This window comes from Streptomyces dioscori (genome assembly GCF_003024195.1).
Lineage (GTDB): Bacteria > Actinomycetota > Actinomycetes > Streptomycetales > Streptomycetaceae > Streptomyces > Streptomyces dioscori.
In genome coordinates, this window is sequence record NZ_KZ679045.1 from 15,770 (window position 1) to 35,582 (window position 19,813).

A 19,813-nucleotide genomic window follows, 5' to 3' on the forward strand; every position below is an offset into this window, starting at 1 on the left:
TGCTCCGGCGTAGGGAGTAGGCGTCCCCCCAGGGGTTCACCCCGGGTCCGATCCGGGTCGGTTCCCGGTTCGCTCCGGAGCCGTCCCCGGGACGCCACGCGCAACCGCACGCCACCACCCCATTTCAGGCCTCCTGTCCCCCTACAGACGACCGGTGTTGCCGGATCGTTCCCCACTCGGCTGACGTCCATGCCTCCGCACCCCTTACCCTTGGGTTTTGTGTTCCGTAGCCGCGCCAAAGACGAGAAGGCCCACGCCGACAAGGCGTCGGTGACCGACTCCCCTCAGATCCGTGACCCGCAGGCCCCCAAGGGCAGGCCCACTCCCAAGCGCAGTGAGGCCCAGTCCCAGCGCCGCAGCGTCGCCAATACGCCGACGTCGCGCAAGGAGGCCTCCAAGCGGCAGCGCGACGAGCGCCGCGCCCACATGGAGAAGCAGCGCCAGGCGCTGGCCAGCGGCGACGAGCGTTATCTGCCCGCCCGTGACAAGGGCCCGGTGCGCAAGCTCGCGCGTGACTTCATCGACTCGCGGTTCTGCATCGCCGAGTTCTTCCTGCCGCTCGCGGTGGTCATCCTCGTCCTGAGCATGGTCCGCATCGCGCAGCTGCAGAACGTCGCGCTGCTGATGTGGCTCTTCGTGATCGTGCTGATCGTGCTCGACTCGGTCGGCATCGCGATCCGCCTGAAGAAGCAGCTGGCCGCCCGCTTCCCGGACGAGCCCCGGCGCGGCGCTGTCGCGTACGCGCTGATGCGCAGCCTCCAGATGCGTCGCCTCCGGCTGCCGAAGCCGCAGGTCAAGCGCGGAGAGCGGCCCTGAGCGCGGCACCTTTCTCGGGAGGCGCGGCGGACGCCTGGCTGAACAAGCTGGGCGGCCTGCGTGATGTCGTACGGCAGGAGCTGGTGGCCCGGCAGCTCGACGAGCAGATAGCCGGGCGGTTTCCCGTCGGGCAGCGGCTGCGCGTGCTCGACGTGGGTATGGGCCAGGGCACGCAGGCCCTGCGGCTGGCTCGCGCCGGGCACCAGGTGACCGGCGTCGAGCAGGACTGCACGATGATCGCCGTGGCCCGTGAGGCGCTCGCCGCCGAGCCCGAGGGCATCCGCGGCCGGGTCCGGATCGTCGAGGGCGACGGACGCGACACCGGCGTGCACTTCCTGCCCGGCAGCTTCGACGTGGTGCTGTGCCACGGCGTACTGATGTACGTCGAGGAGCCCGACGCGCTGCTCGCCGGCCTCGCCCGGATGCTGGCCCCCGGCGGGCTGCTGTCCCTGCTGGTGCGCAACGCCGACGCGCTGGCCATGCGGCCGGGGCTGGCCGGGGACTGGGCGGCGACGCTGACCGCGTTCGACACCAGCTCGTACACGAACCGGCTCGGGCTCGACGTCCGCGCCGACGGGCTCGACACCCTCACCGGCACCCTCGCCGGGATCGGCGCGCCGCTGCACGCCTGGTACGGGGTGCGGGTCTTCACGGACACGGCCGCCGACGACGCGCCGGTGCCGGACGACGTGGACTCCCTGCTGGCCGCCGAGGAGCGGGCCGGCCGGACCGACCCCTACCGCCGGGTGGCGGCGCTGCTGCACCTGTGCGGCGTACGGGGCTGAAGCGGGTCGCACGCCCGGCCGGACAGCAGGAGGCCGCGACCGGTTCGTACGGTCGCGGCCCCTCACTCGTACGGACCACCAGGACCCGTACGGACCACCAGGCCTTTGCGGATCTACGAGGTCAGGACGCCTCGGCGTGCAGGCTCATCGGGCCGTAGATCTCCGCGGCGTCCTCGAAGATGCGGACCTGGTCCGCTCCGCCCTCGGCCAGTTCCTTCCAGTTCTCGCCGAGCCAGGACTCCGCGTCGCCCTGGGTGGTGAACTCCTCGGGCTGGACCGCGGGCTGGACTTCCGTCCCGTCGGCCTTCTCGAACCGCCACGTCCATGCCGCCATGTCAGCCTCCCAAAAGTTCCCAAAGTACCGAGCAAGATCGGGCTCTCGCCGTCAGCCTAGGCGGTCCCCTGCTGGTCCGGTGTTCAAAAGTGCAGGTCGAGAACCATGGGGTGCCGGTGGTGGGTGTGCGCGCTCCGCTCGCGCGCTCACCCGTGCCCCGCTCGACGTGCGCCCTTGTGCACCCCCTGACGGGCACGAGCCGCGCCGACACGGGAAAATCGGGCCCGTGGAAGTGACTCTGCTTGGTACCGGCGGGCCCCTGGGGCTGCCCAGGCCCGATTGTTCGTGCGCCGTCTGCGCGGTGGCGCTCGGTGCGGACGCCCGCGCGGCCACCGCCCTGCTGGTGGACGGCACGCTGTTGCTGGACCTGACACCCGGGGCGGCCTTCGCGGCGGCCCGGGCCGGGCACTCGCTGGGCGGGGTGCGCCAGGTCCTGCTGTCGCACCCGCACGACGGACCCGCCGTGGAGGTCCCGGCGGGGCTGCCGCAGCCGGGCCGCGTGCCGGACGGCCGGGAGCTGACGCTGCTGACGGGCCATCGGGTACGGGCGCTGTCGATGGACGCGCCGGGCACCGGGTACGCGGTCACGGGCCCCGACGGACAGCGGCTCCTCTACCTCCCGCCGGGCGCGGCGCCCGCGGGCCTGGACGAGACGACCGAGACGTACGACATGGTGGTCGGCGATGTCGTCGGGCGGCCGGACGCGCTGGCCCGGCTGCGGCTGGTGGGTGCGGTGGGGCCCGCCACCGATGTGATCGCGGCGCATCTGGACCACGACGTGCCGCCGGGCCGGGAGTTGCGGCGGCGCCTCGCGGCGGCGGGGGCGCGCACGGTCCTGGACGGCAGGACGCTGACCGTCGGGGTGTACGAGGACGTGCCCGACGTACCGCGCCGGACGCTGGTCCTCGGCGGGGCCAGGTCGGGCAAGTCGGTGGAGGCCGAGCGACGGCTCGAAGCCTTCCCGGACGTGCTGTACGTGGCGACGGGCGGCGCGCGCAACGGGGACGGGGAGTGGGCGGCCCGGGTGCACGCGCACCGCGAGCGGCGCCCCGGCTCCTGGCGTACCACCGAGACCTGCGACCTCGTACCCCTCCTCAAGGACGACGGGCCCGCGCTGCTCATCGACTGTCTGTCGCTGTGGCTGACGGACGCGATGGACTCCGCGAACGCGTGGGACGACGCCGAGTGGGCCGGTGGCGGCGAGCGCGTGCTGCGGGCGCGCGTCGAGGAGCTGACGGCCGCCGTCCGCGAGTCGCGCCGCACGGTGGTCGCCGTCTCCAACGAGGTCGGCTCCGGGATCGTCCCCGCCACCCCCTCGGGCCGCCGCTACCGCGACGAACTGGGCCGCCTCAACGCGGCGTTCGCGACCGAGTGCGAGCACGTGCTGCTGGTGGTGGCGGGCCAGGCGGTGACCCTGAAGGGCTGAGGACCGGTCAGGCTGAGGCCCGGTCAGAGGGGGTTCGCTCGCGGGTTCTTGCGGGCGATGATCCGGTACGCGTTCGAGAAGCGGGTGCGGCGCAGGAGCGGGGCCAGGGCGTGGTCCAGGACGAACGCGGAGGCGAGCAGCGGGGCGGCGGCCCGGGTGAGGGCCGTGCGCAGGGTGCGCTGGAGGTCGGTCGGCGGGGCGGGGCGCCAGGGCTCGTCGCCGCCGGGCAGCCGGTTGCCGATCGCCAGGGCGAGGGCGCCGGTCAGGTCGTACGGGACGTGCGGCTCGCGGCGGTCGGTGGAGACGACCGAGCAGCCCAGCGCGTCCAGCTCGTCGAGCAGGTTGCGCAGCGGCATGAGGTGGAGGTGCTGCGGCTGGCAGTACGACACCCACCACTTGCCGAGCAGCGCGCCGAACGCGCAGTCCGGGTCCGGGACTTCGACGAGCAGATGACCGCCGGGGCGCAGTACGGCGAGCGCGGCGCGCAGTTCCTCGCGCGGGTCGGGGCTGTGCTCCAGGTGGTGGAACATGCTGACCACGTCGTAGCGGGCGCGCAGCCGGCCGACCAGGTCCGGCAGCCGGCCGCGGTGCGCCTCCTCGACCCGGCCCGCCGCCAGGGCCTTGTCGACGCGTGAGGTGGGGTCGAGCCCGTCGAAGGACGTGTACGTGAACAACTCCTTGGCCGCCGCCGGGAAGTGGCCGTGTCCGGTGCCGACGTCCAGCCAGCTCTCGGGTTCCGGGAACGGGAGCATCGCGCGGGCCGCGGCCTCGTGACGGCGGCGGCCGGCCCGGGAGCGCAGGGTCCGTTCCGCGAAGCTCTCGTGCTCCTGGCGTTCGCCGTCGTGCTCCTGGCGATCTTCGCCGCCGTCCTGGTTCTCGTAGAAGTCGCGGTAGTAGAAGGCGAGTCCCTCGGTGGTCAGGCGCGGGTTCTGGAAGGCGTGGGCGCAGTCCTCGCACTCGTCGACGACGAAGGTGCCGGGCTTGTGCTGAAGCAGGTCGGGGGTACGCAGCCGGGTGCGCAGCCGTGCCGAGCCGCACCAGGGGCAGTCGGGCCTGCGCGGTTCGTGGAAGCGGTCGGTGCCCTGGGCCAGCTCCCCCAGGTACGCGGCCCGGCGCTGGGCGACGGACTGCGGGGCGGTGGGCTGCGGGGTCGCGGACTGAGGGACGGCGGACTGCTGAGCAGGGGACTGCTGGGCGGCGGCCGTGACGGCTGCGGGAGGCGGCGTGGGGGGTGTGGCCGGGGTCGGGGGTGTGACGGGTGTGGGGGGCATGGTCTGTCTGCTCCTGCCGGTCCGACGGGGTAAGACCCTGTAGAGGCTGATATGAGCCGCTACCAGCTGATACAAACCGGTATGACAATCCACTGCAAACCGGCACACATGGGATTGCCGTCTTTGACGCGCCCACCCCGCGCGTGCCACTGACCGCCCGTCAGGATCCCGGTCCGATCACTGCCGGTACTGTTCGGCGAATGAGCTCGCTTAATCTCGACGACTTCACCGACCTGATCGAGCGCCCCGACGGTGGCGTACGCCGTGACGCCGAGGCGCGCCGCGAGCGCCAGGTCGTGCCGCCCGGGTCACTGGGACGCCTGGACGAACTCGGTGAGTGGCTGGCCGCCGCGCAGGCGGCCGTGCCGGTGCGGGCGATCGAGCGTCCGCGCGTGGTGCTGTTCGCGGGCGACCACGGGGTCGCCGGACTGGGCGTCTCGGCACGGCCCGCCGGGGGCGCGGACGACCTGGTGCGCTCCGTGCTGGAGGGCGCGAGCCCCGTGTCGGTCCTCGCCCGGCGGCTCGGAGTGCCCCTGCGGGTGGTGGACATGGCACTCGACTGCGAGCCGGAGAGCCTGCCCGACGAGGTCGTACGGCACCGGGTGCGGCGCGGGTCCGGGCGGATCGACATCGAGGACGCGCTGACCCTGGAGGAGGCGGAGGCCGCGTTCCGGGCGGGCGTCGCCGTCGCGGACGAGGAAGCCGACTCCGGGACCGATCTCGTCGTGCTCGGGGACGTGAGCGTCGGCGGGACGACCGCGGCGGCCGTACTGGTGGCGGCGCTCTGCGGGACCGACGCGTCGGTTGTGACCGGGCGCGGGGGGCGGGCGATCGACGACCTCGCGTGGATGCGCAAGTGCGCGGCGGTTCGCGACGCGTTGCGTCGCGCTCGGCCTGTTCTCGGGGACCAGTTGCAGTTGCTCGCGACGGTGGGTGGGGCCGATCTCGCGGCGATCACCGGGTTCCTGCTGCAGAGCGCCGTGCGCAAGACGCCCGTCGTGCTCGACGGGGTCGTCTCCGCGGCCTGCGCGCTGGTCGGGCAGCGGGTCGCCTTCCGGGCGCCGGACTGGTGGCTGGCGGGGCAGAGCAGTGGGGAGCCGGCGCAGGCGAAGGCGTTCGACCGGATGGCGCTCGAACCGCTGCTTTCGCATGGGGTGACCGTGGGGGAAGGGGCGGGGGCGTTGCTGGCGCTGCCTTTGGTGCAGGCTGCTGCGGCGCTGGCGGCGGAGCTGCCTTTGGCTCCTTCGGCTCCTTCGGCTCCTTCGGGCACCGAGGGCTTGGAGGCCCCGGACGCCACGGAGGCCTTGGAGGCCTTGGAGGCCTTGGAGGCCGAGTAGGGGTGGGCTCCGGCCCGGGGGTCGGGTGCGGGTCCGGTGGGGGTTGCTCGCGCAGTTCCCCGCGCCCTTTAAGGGCAAAAAGACTGCGCCGTTCCCCGCGCCCCTTAAAGGCGAAAAGACTGCGCCGTTTCCCGCGCCCCGGAAGAACGGGGGCGCAGCCCCCTTCTTTTAGGGGCGCGGGGAACTGCGCGGGCGACCCCCACCGGCCCGCACCCGGGCTCCATCAGGGGCGCGAGGAACGGCGCGAACGGCCCCCACCGGCCCGCACCCGGGCTCCTTCAGGGGCGCGGGGAACGGCGCGAGCAACCCCCGCCGGGCCGCAGGCGCGTACCGCGGGCGAGCCGCCACGCCCGGGAGGCGGCCCGACGGCATACGTGCCCCATATGATCCACTTTCATGGGAAGCGCCCGAACCACTGCCGCCGCGGCAACCGCCGTGTGGTACCTCCGCACCGTCGCGTTCCTCAACTTCCTGAGCGCCGTCTGGGTCTCCCTCGGCCAGGACGTGCGGCGCCACAACACGGAGGACTACTTCACCCCGTACCTCCTGACCGCCGGCTTCGCGTCAGGTGTGTTCACCATGTTCCTGGCGATCACGATGCGCAGGCGCAAGCGAGCCGCCTGGATTCTCAACCTCGTGCTCAGCGGACTCTTCCTGCTGCTCTTCGCCTTCGCCATGGCCTTCCCCGAGGTCCGCCGCTACCCGCAGAACTGGATCTCCCTCGTCCTGACGGCGGCTTTCGTGGCCTCGCTGATCGTCGGCCGCCCCGCGTTCTACGCGAAGGGCGACCGCTCGAACCCCCGGCTCGCGGCAGCCGTCGGCGTCGGCGGCCTCCTCGTCTGCTCCCTGCTGGCCGCGCTCCTGGTGACCGTCACGAACCACGCCCACGACGCGCACCTGTCGACCTTCACCGACCGCTGGCGCTACGGCACCCTGCGGCTCGTCTCGGTCGCCGCCGACGACTCCCGCTTCCCCGGGATCACCACTCCCAACTGGGTGAACGTCGCCATCAACGTACTGAGCACCCTGCTCGTCCTCGCCGTCCTGTACGCGGCCTTCCGCTCCCGCCGCGTCGTCGACCCGCTCACCGCCGACGACGAGGAACGGCTGCGGGCCCTGCTCGACCGGCACGGCGACCGCGACTCCCTGGGCTATTTCTCCCTGCGCCGCGAGAAGAGCGTGGTGTGGTCGCCGACCGGCAAGGCCGCCGTCGCCTACCGGGTCGTCGGCGGTGTCTCGCTGGCCTCCGGCGACCCCATCGGCGACTCCGAGGCATGGCCCGGCGCCATCGAACCGTGGCTCTCCGAGGCCCGCGCCCACGGCTGGATCCCCGCCGTGATGGGCGCGGGCGAGGAGGCCGGGACCGTCTACGCCCGGCACGGCCTCGACGCACTGGAACTCGGGGACGAGGCGATCGTCGAGACCGCCGAGTTCACCCTCGACGGGCGGGCCATGCGGACCGTCCGCCAGGCCTACAACCGTGTGCAGCGCGCGGGCTACCGGGTACGCATCCGGCGGCACGAGGACATCCCGGCCGACGAGATGGCGTACCTCCTCGCCCGCGCGGACGACTGGCGGGACGGGGCGACCGAGCGCGGCTTCAGCATGGCGCTGGGGCGGCTCGGGGACCCGGGCGACGGGCGGTGCGTGATGCTCGAATGCCGGGACGGCGGCGGGGAGGAGGGGAACGGGGAAGGCGAGTTGCGGGCCGTGCTCTCCTTCGTGCCCTGGGGGCCCCGCGGGCTCTCCCTCGATCTGATGCGGCGGGACCGGGACTCCGAGAACGGGCTCATGGAGTTCATGGTGATCCAGCTCCTCCAGCGGGCCCCCGAGCTCGGGATCACGCAGGTCTCGCTCAACTTCGCCATGTTCCGCTCCGTCTTCGAACGCGGCGCGCGCCTCGGCGCGGGACCGGTGCTGCGGCTGTGGCGCTCACTGCTCAGCTTCTTCTCGCGCTGGTGGCAGATCGAGTCGCTGTACCGCGCCAACGCCAAGTACCGGCCCATCTGGGAACCGCGGTTCCTGCTCTTCGAGAAGAGCGCCGACCTGCCGCGTATCGGCCTCGCCGCCGCCCGCGCGGAGGGCTTCCTGGAGGCCCCGGGCCTGCCGAAGTGGCTGCACCGCAAGCGACTGGACTCGCATGCCGACCCACGGGAATGAGTGAGCCGTCAGGAGCGTCCGGGCAGCGGGCGTACGGGTTCCGGGTCGGGTTTGCCGCCGATCAAGTCCTGGAACCTGCGGCGCGGGCCCGCCCAGCGGCGGTCGTGGTGGTAGGCCCGCAGACGGGCCTTGGCGCGGGCGCGCGGCCGGCGCCGGTAGAAGCGCCTGGCCCAGGGTGACGTGGGGCGGGCCAGCCGGATCGCGCCGACCAGGGCGACGAGCGGGACGATCACCCCGAAGATCGCCATACGCGCCTTGCCCTTGCTCAGCGCCAGCAGCGCGACGCCGAAGTTCAGCCCGATGCTCAAGGCGACACCGGCACGGTTCTGCAGCTCGTCCTCGGTGAGGTCGTTGACGCCGAACGGCAGGAAGCCGCTGAGCATCAGGCCGACCAGCGCCGCCGTGACCACCACGACCTCGACGCTCTTGCGGCCCTCCTCGCTCCAGTAGACGTCGTCGAGGTGCAGGATCAGCGCGAACTCGTCGAGCACCAGGCCCGCGCCCATCCCGAACACCACGGCGGACACGGCCGAGCCGAGGCCGTGCCGGTCGCTGCCCACCGCGCCGAAGCCGCCGATCACGGTCAGGACGACCCCGGGGACGACGTGGTGGATGTGCAGACCGCCCGCCTTCACGTTGCCGAACGGGCCCTTGCCCGCGCGGATGAGCCGGACCACGATCCGGGTGATCACGAAGGTGAGGACGAACGAGGCCAGCGCCAGCAGCAGCGGCAGCTTTCCCGGCTCGATGATGTTCCGTGTCCACCAATGCCCCATGTGCGCACTTTATCCGCGGCTGCCGTGGGCGTCTCCTGGTCGGCAGGCGCTCGTCCGACGCTTGTCCGGCGCACGTCCGGCGGTGGCCCAGCGGTCGTCCGGCGGTCGGTCCGTGGGTGGCGACCGGTACTCTGCGCCGGTGTCCACGCCCCCGCCGAACCCGCCGCCCGGCCCCCTGCCCGAGAAGCCCGGGACGCCCGGGACGCCCGAGGCGTCGGCTGCATCGGCGGCATCGGCGGCGGCGTCCTGGAGTGACGGGCTCCGCTTCGCCTTCGGCACGCTGACCGTGCTCCCCGTGACCGTGCGGCGCTGGGACCGCGGGGCCGCGCGCACCGGGATGTCGGTCGCGCCCGTCGCCGGACTCGCCGTGGGTGTTCTCGCCGCCGCGACGGGGCTGCTCCTGCTGGTGCTCGGCGCGGGACCGCTCCTCGCGGCCGTGGCGAGTGCCGCCGTACCCGCCGTCCTGACCCGCGGCCTCCACCTCGACGGCCTCGCCGACACCGCCGACGGCCTCGGCAGCGGCAAACCCGCCGAGGACGCGCTGCGCATCATGAAGCAGTCGGACATCGGACCCTTCGGGGTCATCACGCTGCTGTTCGTCCTGCTCACGCAGGTGGCCGCGCTCGCTCAGGCGTACGGCGACTCGTGGGGGCGAGGTGTTCTCGCGGCGGTCGTGTCCGCGACCGTCGGGCGGCTTGCCCTCACGCTGGCCGCGCGGGCGGGGGTGCCGGGTGCTCGGGCCGAGGGGCTGGGGGCGGTGGTGGCGGGGGTGGTCTCCGTGCGGGCCGCCGTCGCCGTCGCCGTCGCCGTGACGGCCCTGGCAGCCGCCGCGGGCGCGCTCCTCGGCGTGTACGGCGTCCTCGGCGCCGTGCTGGCCGTCCTGCTCGCCTGCGCCGCCGCCGAGTCACTGCTGCGGCGCTGTGTGCGGCGCTTCGGCGGAGTGACGGGGGACGTCTTCGGCGCGCTCGAAGAGACCGCCGTGACCGTCGCGCTGGTCGCGTTCTGTCTCTTCGCCTAGCGGCGGGTTCCTCGCCCCCGCCGCCCCTACCGTTCCCGTCACTGACTCGGGGGCCAGCCCCCGAACCCCCGGTCCTCAAACGCCGGACGGGCTGGAAAACCAGCCCGTCCGGCGTTTGAGGACGAGCGCGCAGCGCGATCAGGGGGCGAGGGGGCGCAGCCCCCATGCAGTGACGGGAAGGGTAGGGGCGGCGGGGGCGGAGGCCCCTCTGGTAGGAGCGAAAGTCGGTGGCGCGCGTAGGCTCGGGGGCGGGACTCCAACCCCCTGGCCGACCACACCCCCGCCGGCCACAGCAACTCAACGGAAGCGAGATTTCACCACCGTGACTGCTCTCACTCTCAGCACCGCCGCGGCGCCCGGTCTGCGCACCGACGCGATCGTCGTCGGTGTCGCCAAGGTCACCGGGTCCAAGTCCGGGGACCTGGTGGTCGCACCGGGCGCCGAAGCCGTGGACAAGGCGTACGACGGCAGGCTCGCCGGCGTTCTGGAGACCCTCGGCGCCTCGGGCGGCGAGGGCGAGGTGACGAAGCTGCCGGCACCTTCCGGCTTCAAGGCACCACTCGTCGTGGCGGTCGGCCTCGGTGCCCTCCCGGAGAAGGACGGCTCCTTCTCCGCGGAGACGCTGCGCCGCGCCGCCGGCGTCGCCGCCCGCGCCCTGGCCGGTACCAAGAAGGCCGGGTTCGCCCTGCCGGTCTCGGACGCCGCCGACGCGGGCGCCATCGGCGAGGGCGTGCTGCTGGGCGCGTACGCCTTCGACACGTACAAGGAGGCCGCCAAGGACGGGAACGGCTCCAAGAGCGGCAAGGCCCCGCTCGCCGAGGCCACGCTGCTCGGCGGCAAGGCCCGCGACAAGGCGTTCAAGGCGGCGATCGAGCGCGCCACGGCCGTGTCCGAGGAGCTGAACCGTGCCCGCGACCTCATCAACACCCCGCCGAACGACCTGAACCCGGAGGCCTTCGCCGCCGTCGCGCAGGCCGCGGCCAAGGAGCACGGCATCAAGGTGCAGGTGCTCGACGAGAAGGCGCTCGCCAAGGGCGGGTACGGCGGCATCCTCGGCGTCGGCGCCGGTTCCGCGTCCGCGCCCCGGCTGGTGAAGCTCTCGTACACCTCGTCCAAGGCGAAGAAGCACCTCGCCTTCATCGGCAAGGGCATCACGTACGACTCGGGCGGCATCTCGCTCAAGCCCGCCGGGCACAACGAGACGATGAAGTGCGACATGAGCGGTGCGGCGGCGGTCTTCGCCGCCGTGGTCGCCGCCGCGCGTCTGGGCCTTGAGGTCAACGTGACCGGCTGGCTCGCGCTGGCCGAGAACATGCCCTCCGGCTCCGCCACCCGTCCGGGCGACGTGCTGCGCATGTACAGCGGCAAGACCGTCGAGGTCCTCAACACCGACGCCGAGGGCCGGCTCGTGCTCGCCGACGCGCTCGCCAAGGCGTCCGAGGAGAAGCCCGACGCGATCGTCGACGTGGCGACGCTGACCGGCGCGATGATGCTGGCGCTCGGCAACCGTACGTTCGGGATCATGGCGAACGACGACGCGTTCCGCTCCGCGGTGCACGAGGCCGCCGAGGAGGTCGGCGAGGCCGCGTGGCCGATGCCGCTGCCGGACCACCTGAAGAAGGGGATGGACTCCCCGACCGCCGACATCGCCAACATGGGCGAGCGCTACGGCGGCGGTCTGGTGGCCGGGCTCTTCCTGAAGGAGTTCGTGGGCGAGGGCATCACGTGGGCGCACCTGGACATCGCCGGGCCCGCCTTCAACGAGCAGGGGCCGTTCGGGTACACGCCCAAGGGTGGTACGGGGTCCGCCGTGCGTACGCTGGTGCGGCTGGCCGAGCTGACTGCCGTCGGCGACCTGGGCTGACGCACGCCCGACGGCTCGGGCCCGCCCGTCGTACGGCGAGTGCGGGCCGGCGGGGGCCGATCGCGCGGTTCCCCGCGCCCCTGAGGGGGTGCGGGGCCTTCGTGTGATCGATCAGACGTCCCACAGCGCAGCCCGGCGTCCCGCCTGTCGTCGACAAGTGCGAAGATGGGCTCGGCAGGACAGGGCCCACCTCAGGGCCGAAGAAAGAGCGGCCACACCAGCCGCCGCCCGGTCACTGAAGACCGGCGCCGGCGCACATGCATGGAGGACGTGACGTGGCGAACGACGCCAGCACCGTTTTCGACCTAGTGATCCTCGGCGGTGGTAGCGGCGGCTACGCCGCGGCGCTGCGCGGAGCGCAGTTGGGCCTGGACGTCGCCCTGATCGAGAAGAACAAGCTCGGCGGCACCTGCCTGCACAACGGCTGCATTCCCACCAAGGCCCTGCTGCATGCCGGCGAGATCGCCGACCAGGCACGCGAGAGCGAGCAGTTCGGTGTCAAGGCCACCTTCGAGGGCATCGACATCGCCGCCGTCCACAAGTACAAGGACGACGTGATCAGCGGCCTGTACAAGGGCCTGCAGGGCCTCGTGGCCTCCCGCAAGGTGACGTACATCGAGGGTGAGGGACGTCTGTCGTCCGCCACCTCCGTGGACGTCGGCGGGCGCCGCGTGGAAGGCCGTCACGTGCTCCTGGCGACCGGCTCCGTGCCGAAGTCGCTGCCGGGCCTGGACATCGACGGCAACCGCATCATCTCCTCCGACCACGCGCTGACGCTGGACCGCGTACCGCAGTCCGCGATCGTGCTGGGCGGCGGTGTCATCGGCGTCGAGTTCGCCTCGGCGTGGAAGTCCTTCGGCACCGACGTCACCGTGATCGAGGGCCTCAAGCACCTCGTCCCGGTCGAGGACGAGAACAGCTCCAAGCTTCTTGAGCGCGCGTTCCGCAAGCGCGGCATCAAGTTCAACCTCGGCACGTTCTTCGACAAGGCCGAGTACACGCAGGACGGCGTCCGCGTCACCCTCGCCGACGGCAAGACCTTCGAGGCGGAGATCCTCCTGGTCGCCATCGGCCGCGGCCCGGTCTCCGCCGGTCTCGGTTACGAGGAGCAGGGCGTCGCGACGGACCGCGGTTACGTCCTGGTCGACGAGTACATGCGCACCAACGTGCCGACCATCTCGGCCGTGGGTGACCTCGTCCCGACGCTCCAGCTCGCGCACGTCGGCTTCGCCGAGGGCATCCTGGTGGCGGAGCGTCTGGCCGGTCTCAAGACCGTCCCGATCGACTACGACGGCGTGCCCCGGGTGACGTACTGCCACCCGGAGGTCGCCTCCGTGGGCATCACCGAGGCCAAGGCCAAGGAGATCTACGGTGCGGACAAGGTCGTCGCTCTGAAGTACAACCTCGCGGGCAACGGCAAGAGCAAGATCCTCAAGACCGCGGGCGAGATCAAGCTCGTCCAGGTCAAGGACGGTGCCGTGGTCGGCGTCCACATGGTCGGCGACCGCATGGGCGAGCAGGTGGGCGAAGCCCAGCTGATCTACAACTGGGAGGCGCTGCCCGCCGAGGTGGCGCAGCTCATCCACGCGCACCCGACGCAGAACGAGGCCATGGGCGAGGCGCACCTCGCCCTGGCGGGCAAGCCGCTGCACTCGCACGACTGACCGACCCTCGGTCAACTCACGACGCGACGACACAGACTTCCGCAATTCGTAAGGAGCAACCGAAACCATGGCGGTTTCCGTAACCCTTCCGGCGCTCGGCGAGAGCGTCACCGAGGGCACTGTCACCCGCTGGCTGAAGGCCGAGGGCGAGCGCGTCGAGGCCGACGAGCCGCTGCTCGAAGTGTCCACCGACAAGGTCGACACCGAGATCCCCTCCCCTGCCGCCGGTGTGCTCGCCTCCATCAAGGTCGCCGAGGACGAGACCGTCGAGGTCGGCGCCGAGCTGGCCGTCATCGACGACGGCTCCGGCGCCCCCGCCGAGTCCGCTCCGGCCGCCGAGCCCGAGCCCGAGGCGGCCCCCGCCCCGGAGCCCGCCGCGGCTCCGGAGCCGGCCCCGCAGACCACTCCGTCCACCGAGACCGACGCTCCGGCGCCGGCCCCGACCGCCGAGGCCGCCTCCGGCGGCGGCAGCGCCGAGGGCACCGACGTGGTGCTTCCGGCACTGGGCGAGTCGGTCACCGAGGGCACCGTCACCCGCTGGCTCAAGGAGGTCGGTGAATCGGTCGAGGCCGACGAACCGCTGCTTGAGGTCTCCACGGACAAGGTCGACACCGAGATTCCGGCGCCCACCTCCGGTGTGCTGCTCGAAATCGTGGTCGGCGAGGACGAGACCGCGGAGGTCGGCGCGAAGCTGGCCGTCATCGGCGCTCCCGGCGCGGCTCCGGCCGCGGCGCCCGCTCCGGCCGCCCCGGCTCCGGCGCCCGCCGCCGCTGCCCCGGCACCGGCACCGGCTCCGGCAGCTCCCGCCGCTCCGGCTCCTGCTCCGGCCGCGCCGGCTCCGCAGGCGCCCTCGGCTCCCGCGCCGCAGCAGCAGACGGCTCCGGCCCCCGACCCGGCTCCGGCCGCGCCGGTACCGGCTCCCGCGCCCGCCCCGGCTCCTGTCACCCCGGCCGCGGCGCCCGCCGCGACCTCCGGTGACGACGGCGCGTACGTGACCCCGCTGGTGCGCAAGCTCGCCGCCGAGAACAGCGTCGACCTGTCCACCGTCAAGGGCACCGGCGTCGGCGGGCGGATCCGCAAGCAGGACGTCATCGCCGCCGCCGAGGCCGCGAAGGCCGCAGCCGCGGCACCGGCTCCGGCCGCCGCCCCGGCCGCACCGAGCGCCGGCAAGAAGGCGCCGAAGCTGGAGGCCTCCCCCCTCCGCGGCCAGACCGTGAAGATGCCCCGCATCCGCAAGGTCATCGGCGACAACATGGTGAAGGCCCTGCACGAGCAGGCCCAGCTGTCCTCGGTCGTCGAGGTCGACATCACCCGGCTGATGAAGCTCCGCGCGCAGGCGAAGGAGTCCTTCGCGGCGCGTGAGGGCGTCAAGCTCTCCCCGATGCCGTTCTTCGTGAAGGCGGCGGCCCAGGCGCTGAAGGCCCACCCGGCCGTCAACGCCCGGATCAACGTCGACGAGGGCACGATCACCTACTTCGACACCGAGAACGTCGGTATCGCGGTGGACTCCGAGAAGGGCCTGATGACTCCGGTCATCAAGCACGCGGGGGATCTCAACATCGCCGGTATCGCCAAGGCCACCGCCGAGCTCGCGGGCAAGGTCCGGGCGAACAAGATCACTCCGGACGAGCTGTCCGGGGCGACCTTCACGATCTCCAACACGGGATCGCGCGGGGCGCTGTTCGACACGATCATCGTGCCGCCGAACCAGGTCGCGATCCTGGGGATCGGTGCGACGGTCAAGCGGCCGGCCGTCATCGAGACGGACGAGGGTACGGTCATCGGTGTGCGTGACATGACGTACCTGACGCTGTCGTACGACCACCGGCTGGTGGACGGCGCGGACGCGGCGCGTTACCTGACCGCGGTCAAGGCGATCCTTGAGGCGGGCGAGTTCGAGGTCGAGCTCGGCCTGTAGGCTCCGCCGCCACCACCGCAAGGCACGACGAGGTGCCCCTGTCCGGTCCACCGGACAGGGGCACCTTCGCGTTGCCCGCGGGCTGGCAGAGCCCCCTGAAGACAGGCCCGTCCTACACCTGCGGGCCGGTGGGGGCTGGTCGCGCAGTTCCCCGCGCCCCTGAAAAAACGGGCCGGTTCCACGGCTGCAGGCCGGTGGGGGCTGGCCGCGCAGTTCCCCGCGCCCCTGAAAAAACGGGCCGGTTCCACGGCTGCGGGCCGGTGAGGGCTGGTCGCGCAGTTCCTCGCGCCCCTGAAATCGGGCCGGCTCTCCACCTGCGGGCCGGTGGGGGCTGGCCGCGCCGTTCCCCGCGCCCCTAAAGGCGGGGCGGTTCTGCGTCTGCGGGGCCTGAAAGCGGGGCGGTGGGGGCTGAGCGCGCAGATTCCCGCGCCCCTTCAGGGCCCCCTGAAGGGGCAAAGGCTGGGGCGCAGCCCCGTCTTTGAGGGGCGCGGGGAACTGCGCGAACGGCCCCCGCCGGCCCGCAGCCGAAGAACAACCCTCCGGGGCTGCGGCCCGCAGACGCCCTGCGGGCCGCAGCCCCACCCCGCACGCGCCCGGCCCGACCCCGCGGAGCGCCGTGGCCTTATTGTCTAAAGGTCAAAACGAAGGAGCCCCCATGACCGCGCCCGTCGTCCACTCGCTCCGCGAGCAGATCCGCGAGCACATCGTGGAGGGGATCGTCAGCGGCCGCTGGAAGCCGGGCGAGCGGATCGTGGAGCGCCGGATCGCCACGGAGCTGGAGGTCAGCCAGACCCCCGTACGGGAGGCCCTGCGCGAGCTGGAGTCGCTGCGCCTGATCGAGTCGGCCCCGAACAAGGGCGTACGCGTACGCAATCTGACCGCGGCCGACCTGGAGGAGAGCTACCCCGTCCGGGCCGGCCTGGAGGCCATCGCCGCCGAGCTGGCCGCGGAGCGCCTCGCGGCCGACTGCTCGACCCTGGAACCGCACGTGGCCGCCCTGTACGAGGCCGACCGCAGGGCGGACGGCACGGGCCAGGTCCGCCACACGGTGGGCTTCCACCGCGAGCTGGTACGCGCCGCGGGCAACAGCGTGCTGCTGCACACCTGGGAAGGCCTGGGCATCGAGGTCTTCACGGCCCTGTCGATCCGCTGGCTGGGCACGGTCCAGCAGTCGTACGCGGAGGAGCACGAGGCCCTGGTGGAGGCGTTCCGGCGCCGGGACCCGCTGATCGCGGAGCTGGTGAAGGCGCATGTGCTGGGCTGCGCCCCCAGGACGGGCGACGAACCCGCGACGTGACCGCGGACTCGATGACGACCGTGATCGCGACCAGCGGAGCGCCGGCCCGCTCATACGTACCCCCGCAGACCGCCGACAGCCCACCTCACCTGCGAAAACAAGGCACCCCGTGCCCACAGCGAAGGCACCGCGTGCCTACTTTCTCGTGATCAAGAGGTTTTGCCCTTCAACCCTTTGATCGATCATCGATCAGCGAGTTACAGTCATCGGCGGGCTCCCACCAGAGCCCGCCGCCCTGTCCTGCCAAAGACCAAGGGCAATCCCCCGACACACCCCTTGCCGACGAGGGAACCCCCTCCGCATCCGGAAGGCGGCGCTATGACCGACCCCACCGCTATCCAGCCGAGCGAGCTCGACCAGCTCCCGGACCGCGACCCCGAGGAGACCGCCGAATGGCAGGCCTCCCTGGACGCCGTCACCGAGGCGGCCGGGCCGCACCGTGCCGCGTACCTGATGCGCCGCACTCTGGAGCGCGCCGAGGGCAACGGACTCGCGCTGCCCAAGCTGCTTGAGACCGACTACGTCAACACCATCCCGACCGCCGCCGAGCCCACCGTGGACGGCGACGAGGAGATGGAGCGCCGGATCACCGCGTGGAACCGCTGGAACGCGGCCGCGATGGTGACCCGCGGCGCGAAACACGGCGTCGGCGGCCACATCGCCACCTTCGCCTCCGCGGCCTGGCTCTACGAGACCGGCTTCAACCACTTCTTCAAGGGCAAGGAGGCCGACGGGTCCGGCGACCAGCTCTACATCCAGGGCCACGCCTCCCCCGGCATCTACGCCCGTGCCTTCCTCGACGGCCGGCTGAACGAGGCGCACCTCGACAACTTCCGCCAGGAGGCGGGCGGCAACGGCCTCCCGTCGTACCCGCACCCGCGGCGCCTGCCCTGGCTGTGGGAGTTCCCGACGGTGTCGATGGGCCTCGGCCCGCTCTCCGCGATCTACCAGGCGCGCTTCAACCGCTATCTCACCAACCGCAGCATCAAGGACGTCTCGGCGTCCCACGTGTGGGCGTTCCTCGGTGACGGCGAGATGGACGAGCCCGAGTCGACCGCGGCACTCGCGCTGGCTTCCCGCGAGGGCCTGGACAACCTGACCTTCGTCATCAACTGCAACCTGCAGCGCCTCGACGGCCCGGTCCGCGCGAACTTCAAGATCGTGCAGGAGCTGGAGGCCCAGTTCCGCGGCGCCGGCTGGAACGTGATCAAGTCGCTGTGGGGCAACGCCTGGGACGAGCTGTTCCGGCTCGACACCACCGGCGCCCTCGTCCGCCGCCTCCGTCAGGTCCCGGACGCACAGGTGCAGACGTACCAAACGCGCGACGCCGCCTACATCCGCCAGGACTTCTTCGGCTCGGACCCGGCACTCGTCGAGCTGGCGAAGCTGCTCAGCGACGACAAGATCCTGGAGTGTTTCCACCTCTCCCGCGGTGGTCACGAGGCGCGCAAGGTGTACGCGGCGTACAAGGCGGCCGTCGAGCACAAGGGCGCTCCGACGGTCATCCTGGCCCAGACGGTCAAGGGCCACACCCTCGGCTCGGGCTTCGCGTCGAAGAACGCCAACCACCAGATGAAGAAGCTGTCGACGGACGAGTTCAAGCAGATGCGTGACCTGCTGGAGCTGCCGATCAAGGACAGCGACTTCGTCGACGGGGTCGTGCCCTACGGCCACCCCGGCGCCGACTCCCCCGAGGTCCGTTACCTCCAGGAGCGCCGCGCGGCCCTCGGCGGCCCGGCCCCGGCCCGTCGTACGCAGCCGCTGGCGCCCCTTCCCGCACCCGCCGACAAGGCGTTCGCGGCCTTCGACAAGGGCTCCGGCTCGCAGAACGTCGCGACGACCATGGCCTTCGTACGCCTGGTCAAGGACCTCGTCCGGGACAAGACGTCCGGTAAGCGCTGGGTGCCGATCGTCCCCGACGAGGCGCGCACCTTCGGCATGGAGAGCCTCTTCCCGTCGCTCGGGATCTACTCCCCCAAGGGCCAGACGTACGAGCCGGTCGACCGCGACCAGCTGATGTACTACAAGGAGGCCAAGGACGGCCAGATCCTCAACGAGGGGATCACCGAGGCCGGTTCCATGGCGGACTTCATCGCCGCGTCGACCGCGTACAGCACGCACGGCGAGCAGATGATCCCGTTCTACATCTTCTACTCGATGTTCGGCTGGCAGCGCACGGCCGACCAGATGTGGCAGCTCGGCGACCAGCTGGGCCGCGGCTTCCTGGTCGGCGCCACGGCAGGGCGTACGACGCTGACGGGCGAAGGCCTGCAGCACGCGGACGGGCACTCGCCGGTGATCGCCGCGACGAACCCGGCGGCGCTGTCGTACGACCCGGCGTTCGCGTACGAGGTCGCCACGATCGTCAAGGACGGGCTGCGCCGGATGTACGGCGAGGCCGCCCCCGGCGAGGACCAGAACGTCTTCTACTACCTCACCGTCTACAACGAGCCGATCCCGCAGCCCGCAAAGCCCGCCGCCACCGGCATCGACGAGGGCATCGTCAAGGGGCTCTACCGCTTCAACACGGCGGAGTCGGCGGGCGTCCAGGTCAACGCCGCCAACGCCGCGCGGATCCAGCTGCTGGGCTCCGGCACGGCGATCCACTGGGTCCTGGAAGCGCAGAAGCTGCTCGCCGAGGAGTGGGGCGTGGCCGCGGACGTCTGGTCCGCCACGTCCTGGACCGAGCTGCGGCGCGATGCGCTGGAGGCCGACGCGGCGCTGCTGCGCGGCGAGGACCGGGTGCCGTTCCTTCGGCAGGCGCTGCAGGGGGCGGAGGGGCCGGTACTGGCCGTCTCCGACTACATGCGGCAGGTGCCGGACCAGATCGCGCAGTGGGTCGAGCAGGACTACTCGTCGCTGGGCGCGGACGGGTTCGGTCTCTCCGACACCCGGGCGGCTGCCCGTCGCCACTTCGGCGTCGACGCGCAGTCGATCGTGGTGGCGGCTTTGGCGCAGCTCGCGCGGCGGGGCGAGGTCCCCGCATCCGCGGTGAAGGAAGCCCGCGCGAGGTACGGCCTGTAGTTCCTCCCCACCCTCCCGCGGCCGGTTCGCAGCCTGCGGGAGGGTGGGGGTGACCCGCGCAGTTCCCCGCGCCCCCAAAGGCGAAAGGCAGGGGCGCAGCCCCGCTTTTCAGGGGCGCGGGGA

General features: G+C 72.2%; 14 protein-coding genes. 11 read left to right on the plus strand and 3 right to left on the minus strand.

All coding sequences use genetic code 11. The features are described 5' to 3' along the window. The first annotated feature begins 189 nt into the window (after positions 1–189). Positions 190–816 carry a DUF3043 domain-containing protein gene (locus C6Y14_RS20730; protein ID WP_107018263.1) on the plus strand — a complete coding sequence of 209 codons (627 nt, stop codon included), beginning with the start codon at positions 190–192 and terminating at the stop codon, positions 814–816. An 83-nt stretch (positions 817–899) separates the two neighbouring features. Next, on the plus strand, positions 900–1,601 hold the full coding sequence (locus tag C6Y14_RS20735; RefSeq protein WP_107018264.1) for a class I SAM-dependent methyltransferase: 702 nt from the start codon (positions 900–902) through the stop codon (positions 1,599–1,601). Positions 1,602–1,722: 121 nt separating this feature from the next. Here C6Y14_RS20735 and C6Y14_RS20740 read toward each other — a convergent pair whose 3' ends face one another. After that, positions 1,723–1,935: a hypothetical protein gene (locus C6Y14_RS20740; protein ID WP_107018265.1), complete on the minus strand. Its 213-nt coding sequence runs from the start codon at positions 1,933–1,935 to the stop codon at positions 1,723–1,725. 226 nt (positions 1,936–2,161) lie between these two features. On the opposite strand from C6Y14_RS20740, the gene C6Y14_RS20745 reads away from it, so the two are divergent. Beyond that, on the plus strand, positions 2,162–3,361 hold the full coding sequence (locus tag C6Y14_RS20745; RefSeq protein WP_107018266.1) for a bifunctional adenosylcobinamide kinase/adenosylcobinamide-phosphate guanylyltransferase: 1,200 nt from the start codon (positions 2,162–2,164) through the stop codon (positions 3,359–3,361). A gap of 23 nt (positions 3,362–3,384) precedes the next feature. Here the strand turns inward: C6Y14_RS20745 and C6Y14_RS20750 are convergent, their stop codons facing one another. Next, positions 3,385–4,632 carry a class I SAM-dependent methyltransferase gene (locus C6Y14_RS20750; RefSeq protein WP_107018267.1) on the minus strand — a complete coding sequence of 416 codons (1,248 nt, stop codon included), beginning with the start codon at positions 4,630–4,632 and terminating at the stop codon, positions 3,385–3,387. A 200-nt stretch (positions 4,633–4,832) separates the two neighbouring features. Between C6Y14_RS20750 and cobT the strand changes: the two genes are divergently transcribed. Both cobT and C6Y14_RS20760 read left to right on the plus strand, forming a co-directional pair. Next, complete coding sequence (gene cobT / locus C6Y14_RS20755) at positions 4,833–5,969, plus strand: nicotinate-nucleotide--dimethylbenzimidazole phosphoribosyltransferase (protein ID WP_225891181.1); 1,137 nt, start codon at positions 4,833–4,835, stop codon at positions 5,967–5,969. A 396-nt stretch (positions 5,970–6,365) separates the two neighbouring features. Next, positions 6,366–8,129 carry a phosphatidylglycerol lysyltransferase domain-containing protein gene (locus C6Y14_RS20760; protein ID WP_107018268.1) on the plus strand — a complete coding sequence of 588 codons (1,764 nt, stop codon included), beginning with the start codon at positions 6,366–6,368 and terminating at the stop codon, positions 8,127–8,129. A gap of 8 nt (positions 8,130–8,137) precedes the next feature. Here C6Y14_RS20760 and C6Y14_RS20765 read toward each other — a convergent pair whose 3' ends face one another. Next, positions 8,138–8,905 carry a hypothetical protein gene (locus C6Y14_RS20765; RefSeq protein ID WP_107018269.1) on the minus strand — a complete coding sequence of 256 codons (768 nt, stop codon included), beginning with the start codon at positions 8,903–8,905 and terminating at the stop codon, positions 8,138–8,140. Between the two features lie 139 nt (positions 8,906–9,044). Here C6Y14_RS20765 and C6Y14_RS20770 point away from each other — a divergent pair, with 139 nt between their 5' ends. From C6Y14_RS20770 to aceE, 6 genes are all read left to right on the plus strand, one after another. After that, positions 9,045–9,923 carry an adenosylcobinamide-GDP ribazoletransferase gene (locus tag C6Y14_RS20770; RefSeq protein ID WP_404828809.1) on the plus strand — a complete coding sequence of 293 codons (879 nt, stop codon included), beginning with the start codon at positions 9,045–9,047 and terminating at the stop codon, positions 9,921–9,923. 322 nt (positions 9,924–10,245) lie between these two features. Next, positions 10,246–11,787, plus strand: a complete 1,542-nt coding sequence (locus tag C6Y14_RS20775) for a leucyl aminopeptidase (RefSeq protein WP_107018271.1) — start codon at positions 10,246–10,248, stop codon at positions 11,785–11,787. A 275-nt stretch (positions 11,788–12,062) separates the two neighbouring features. Next, entirely contained in the window at positions 12,063–13,451 is a 1,389-nt protein-coding gene (lpdA, locus tag C6Y14_RS20780) for a dihydrolipoyl dehydrogenase (RefSeq protein WP_107018272.1), read from the plus strand. A 67-nt stretch (positions 13,452–13,518) separates the two neighbouring features. Continuing rightward, entirely contained in the window at positions 13,519–15,369 is a 1,851-nt protein-coding gene (sucB, locus tag C6Y14_RS20785; RefSeq protein ID WP_107018273.1) for a 2-oxoglutarate dehydrogenase, E2 component, dihydrolipoamide succinyltransferase, read from the plus strand. Between the two features lie 655 nt (positions 15,370–16,024). Next, the gene (locus C6Y14_RS20790) at positions 16,025–16,666 is read left to right on the plus strand and encodes a GntR family transcriptional regulator (RefSeq protein WP_107018274.1); all 642 of its coding nucleotides are present in this window, start codon (positions 16,025–16,027) and stop codon (positions 16,664–16,666) included. A gap of 318 nt (positions 16,667–16,984) precedes the next feature. After that, a complete protein-coding gene (gene aceE / locus C6Y14_RS20795; protein ID WP_107018275.1) occupies positions 16,985–19,690 on the plus strand; it encodes a pyruvate dehydrogenase (acetyl-transferring), homodimeric type in 2,706 nt (901 codons plus the stop codon). Positions 19,691–19,813: the final 123 nt, after the last annotated feature.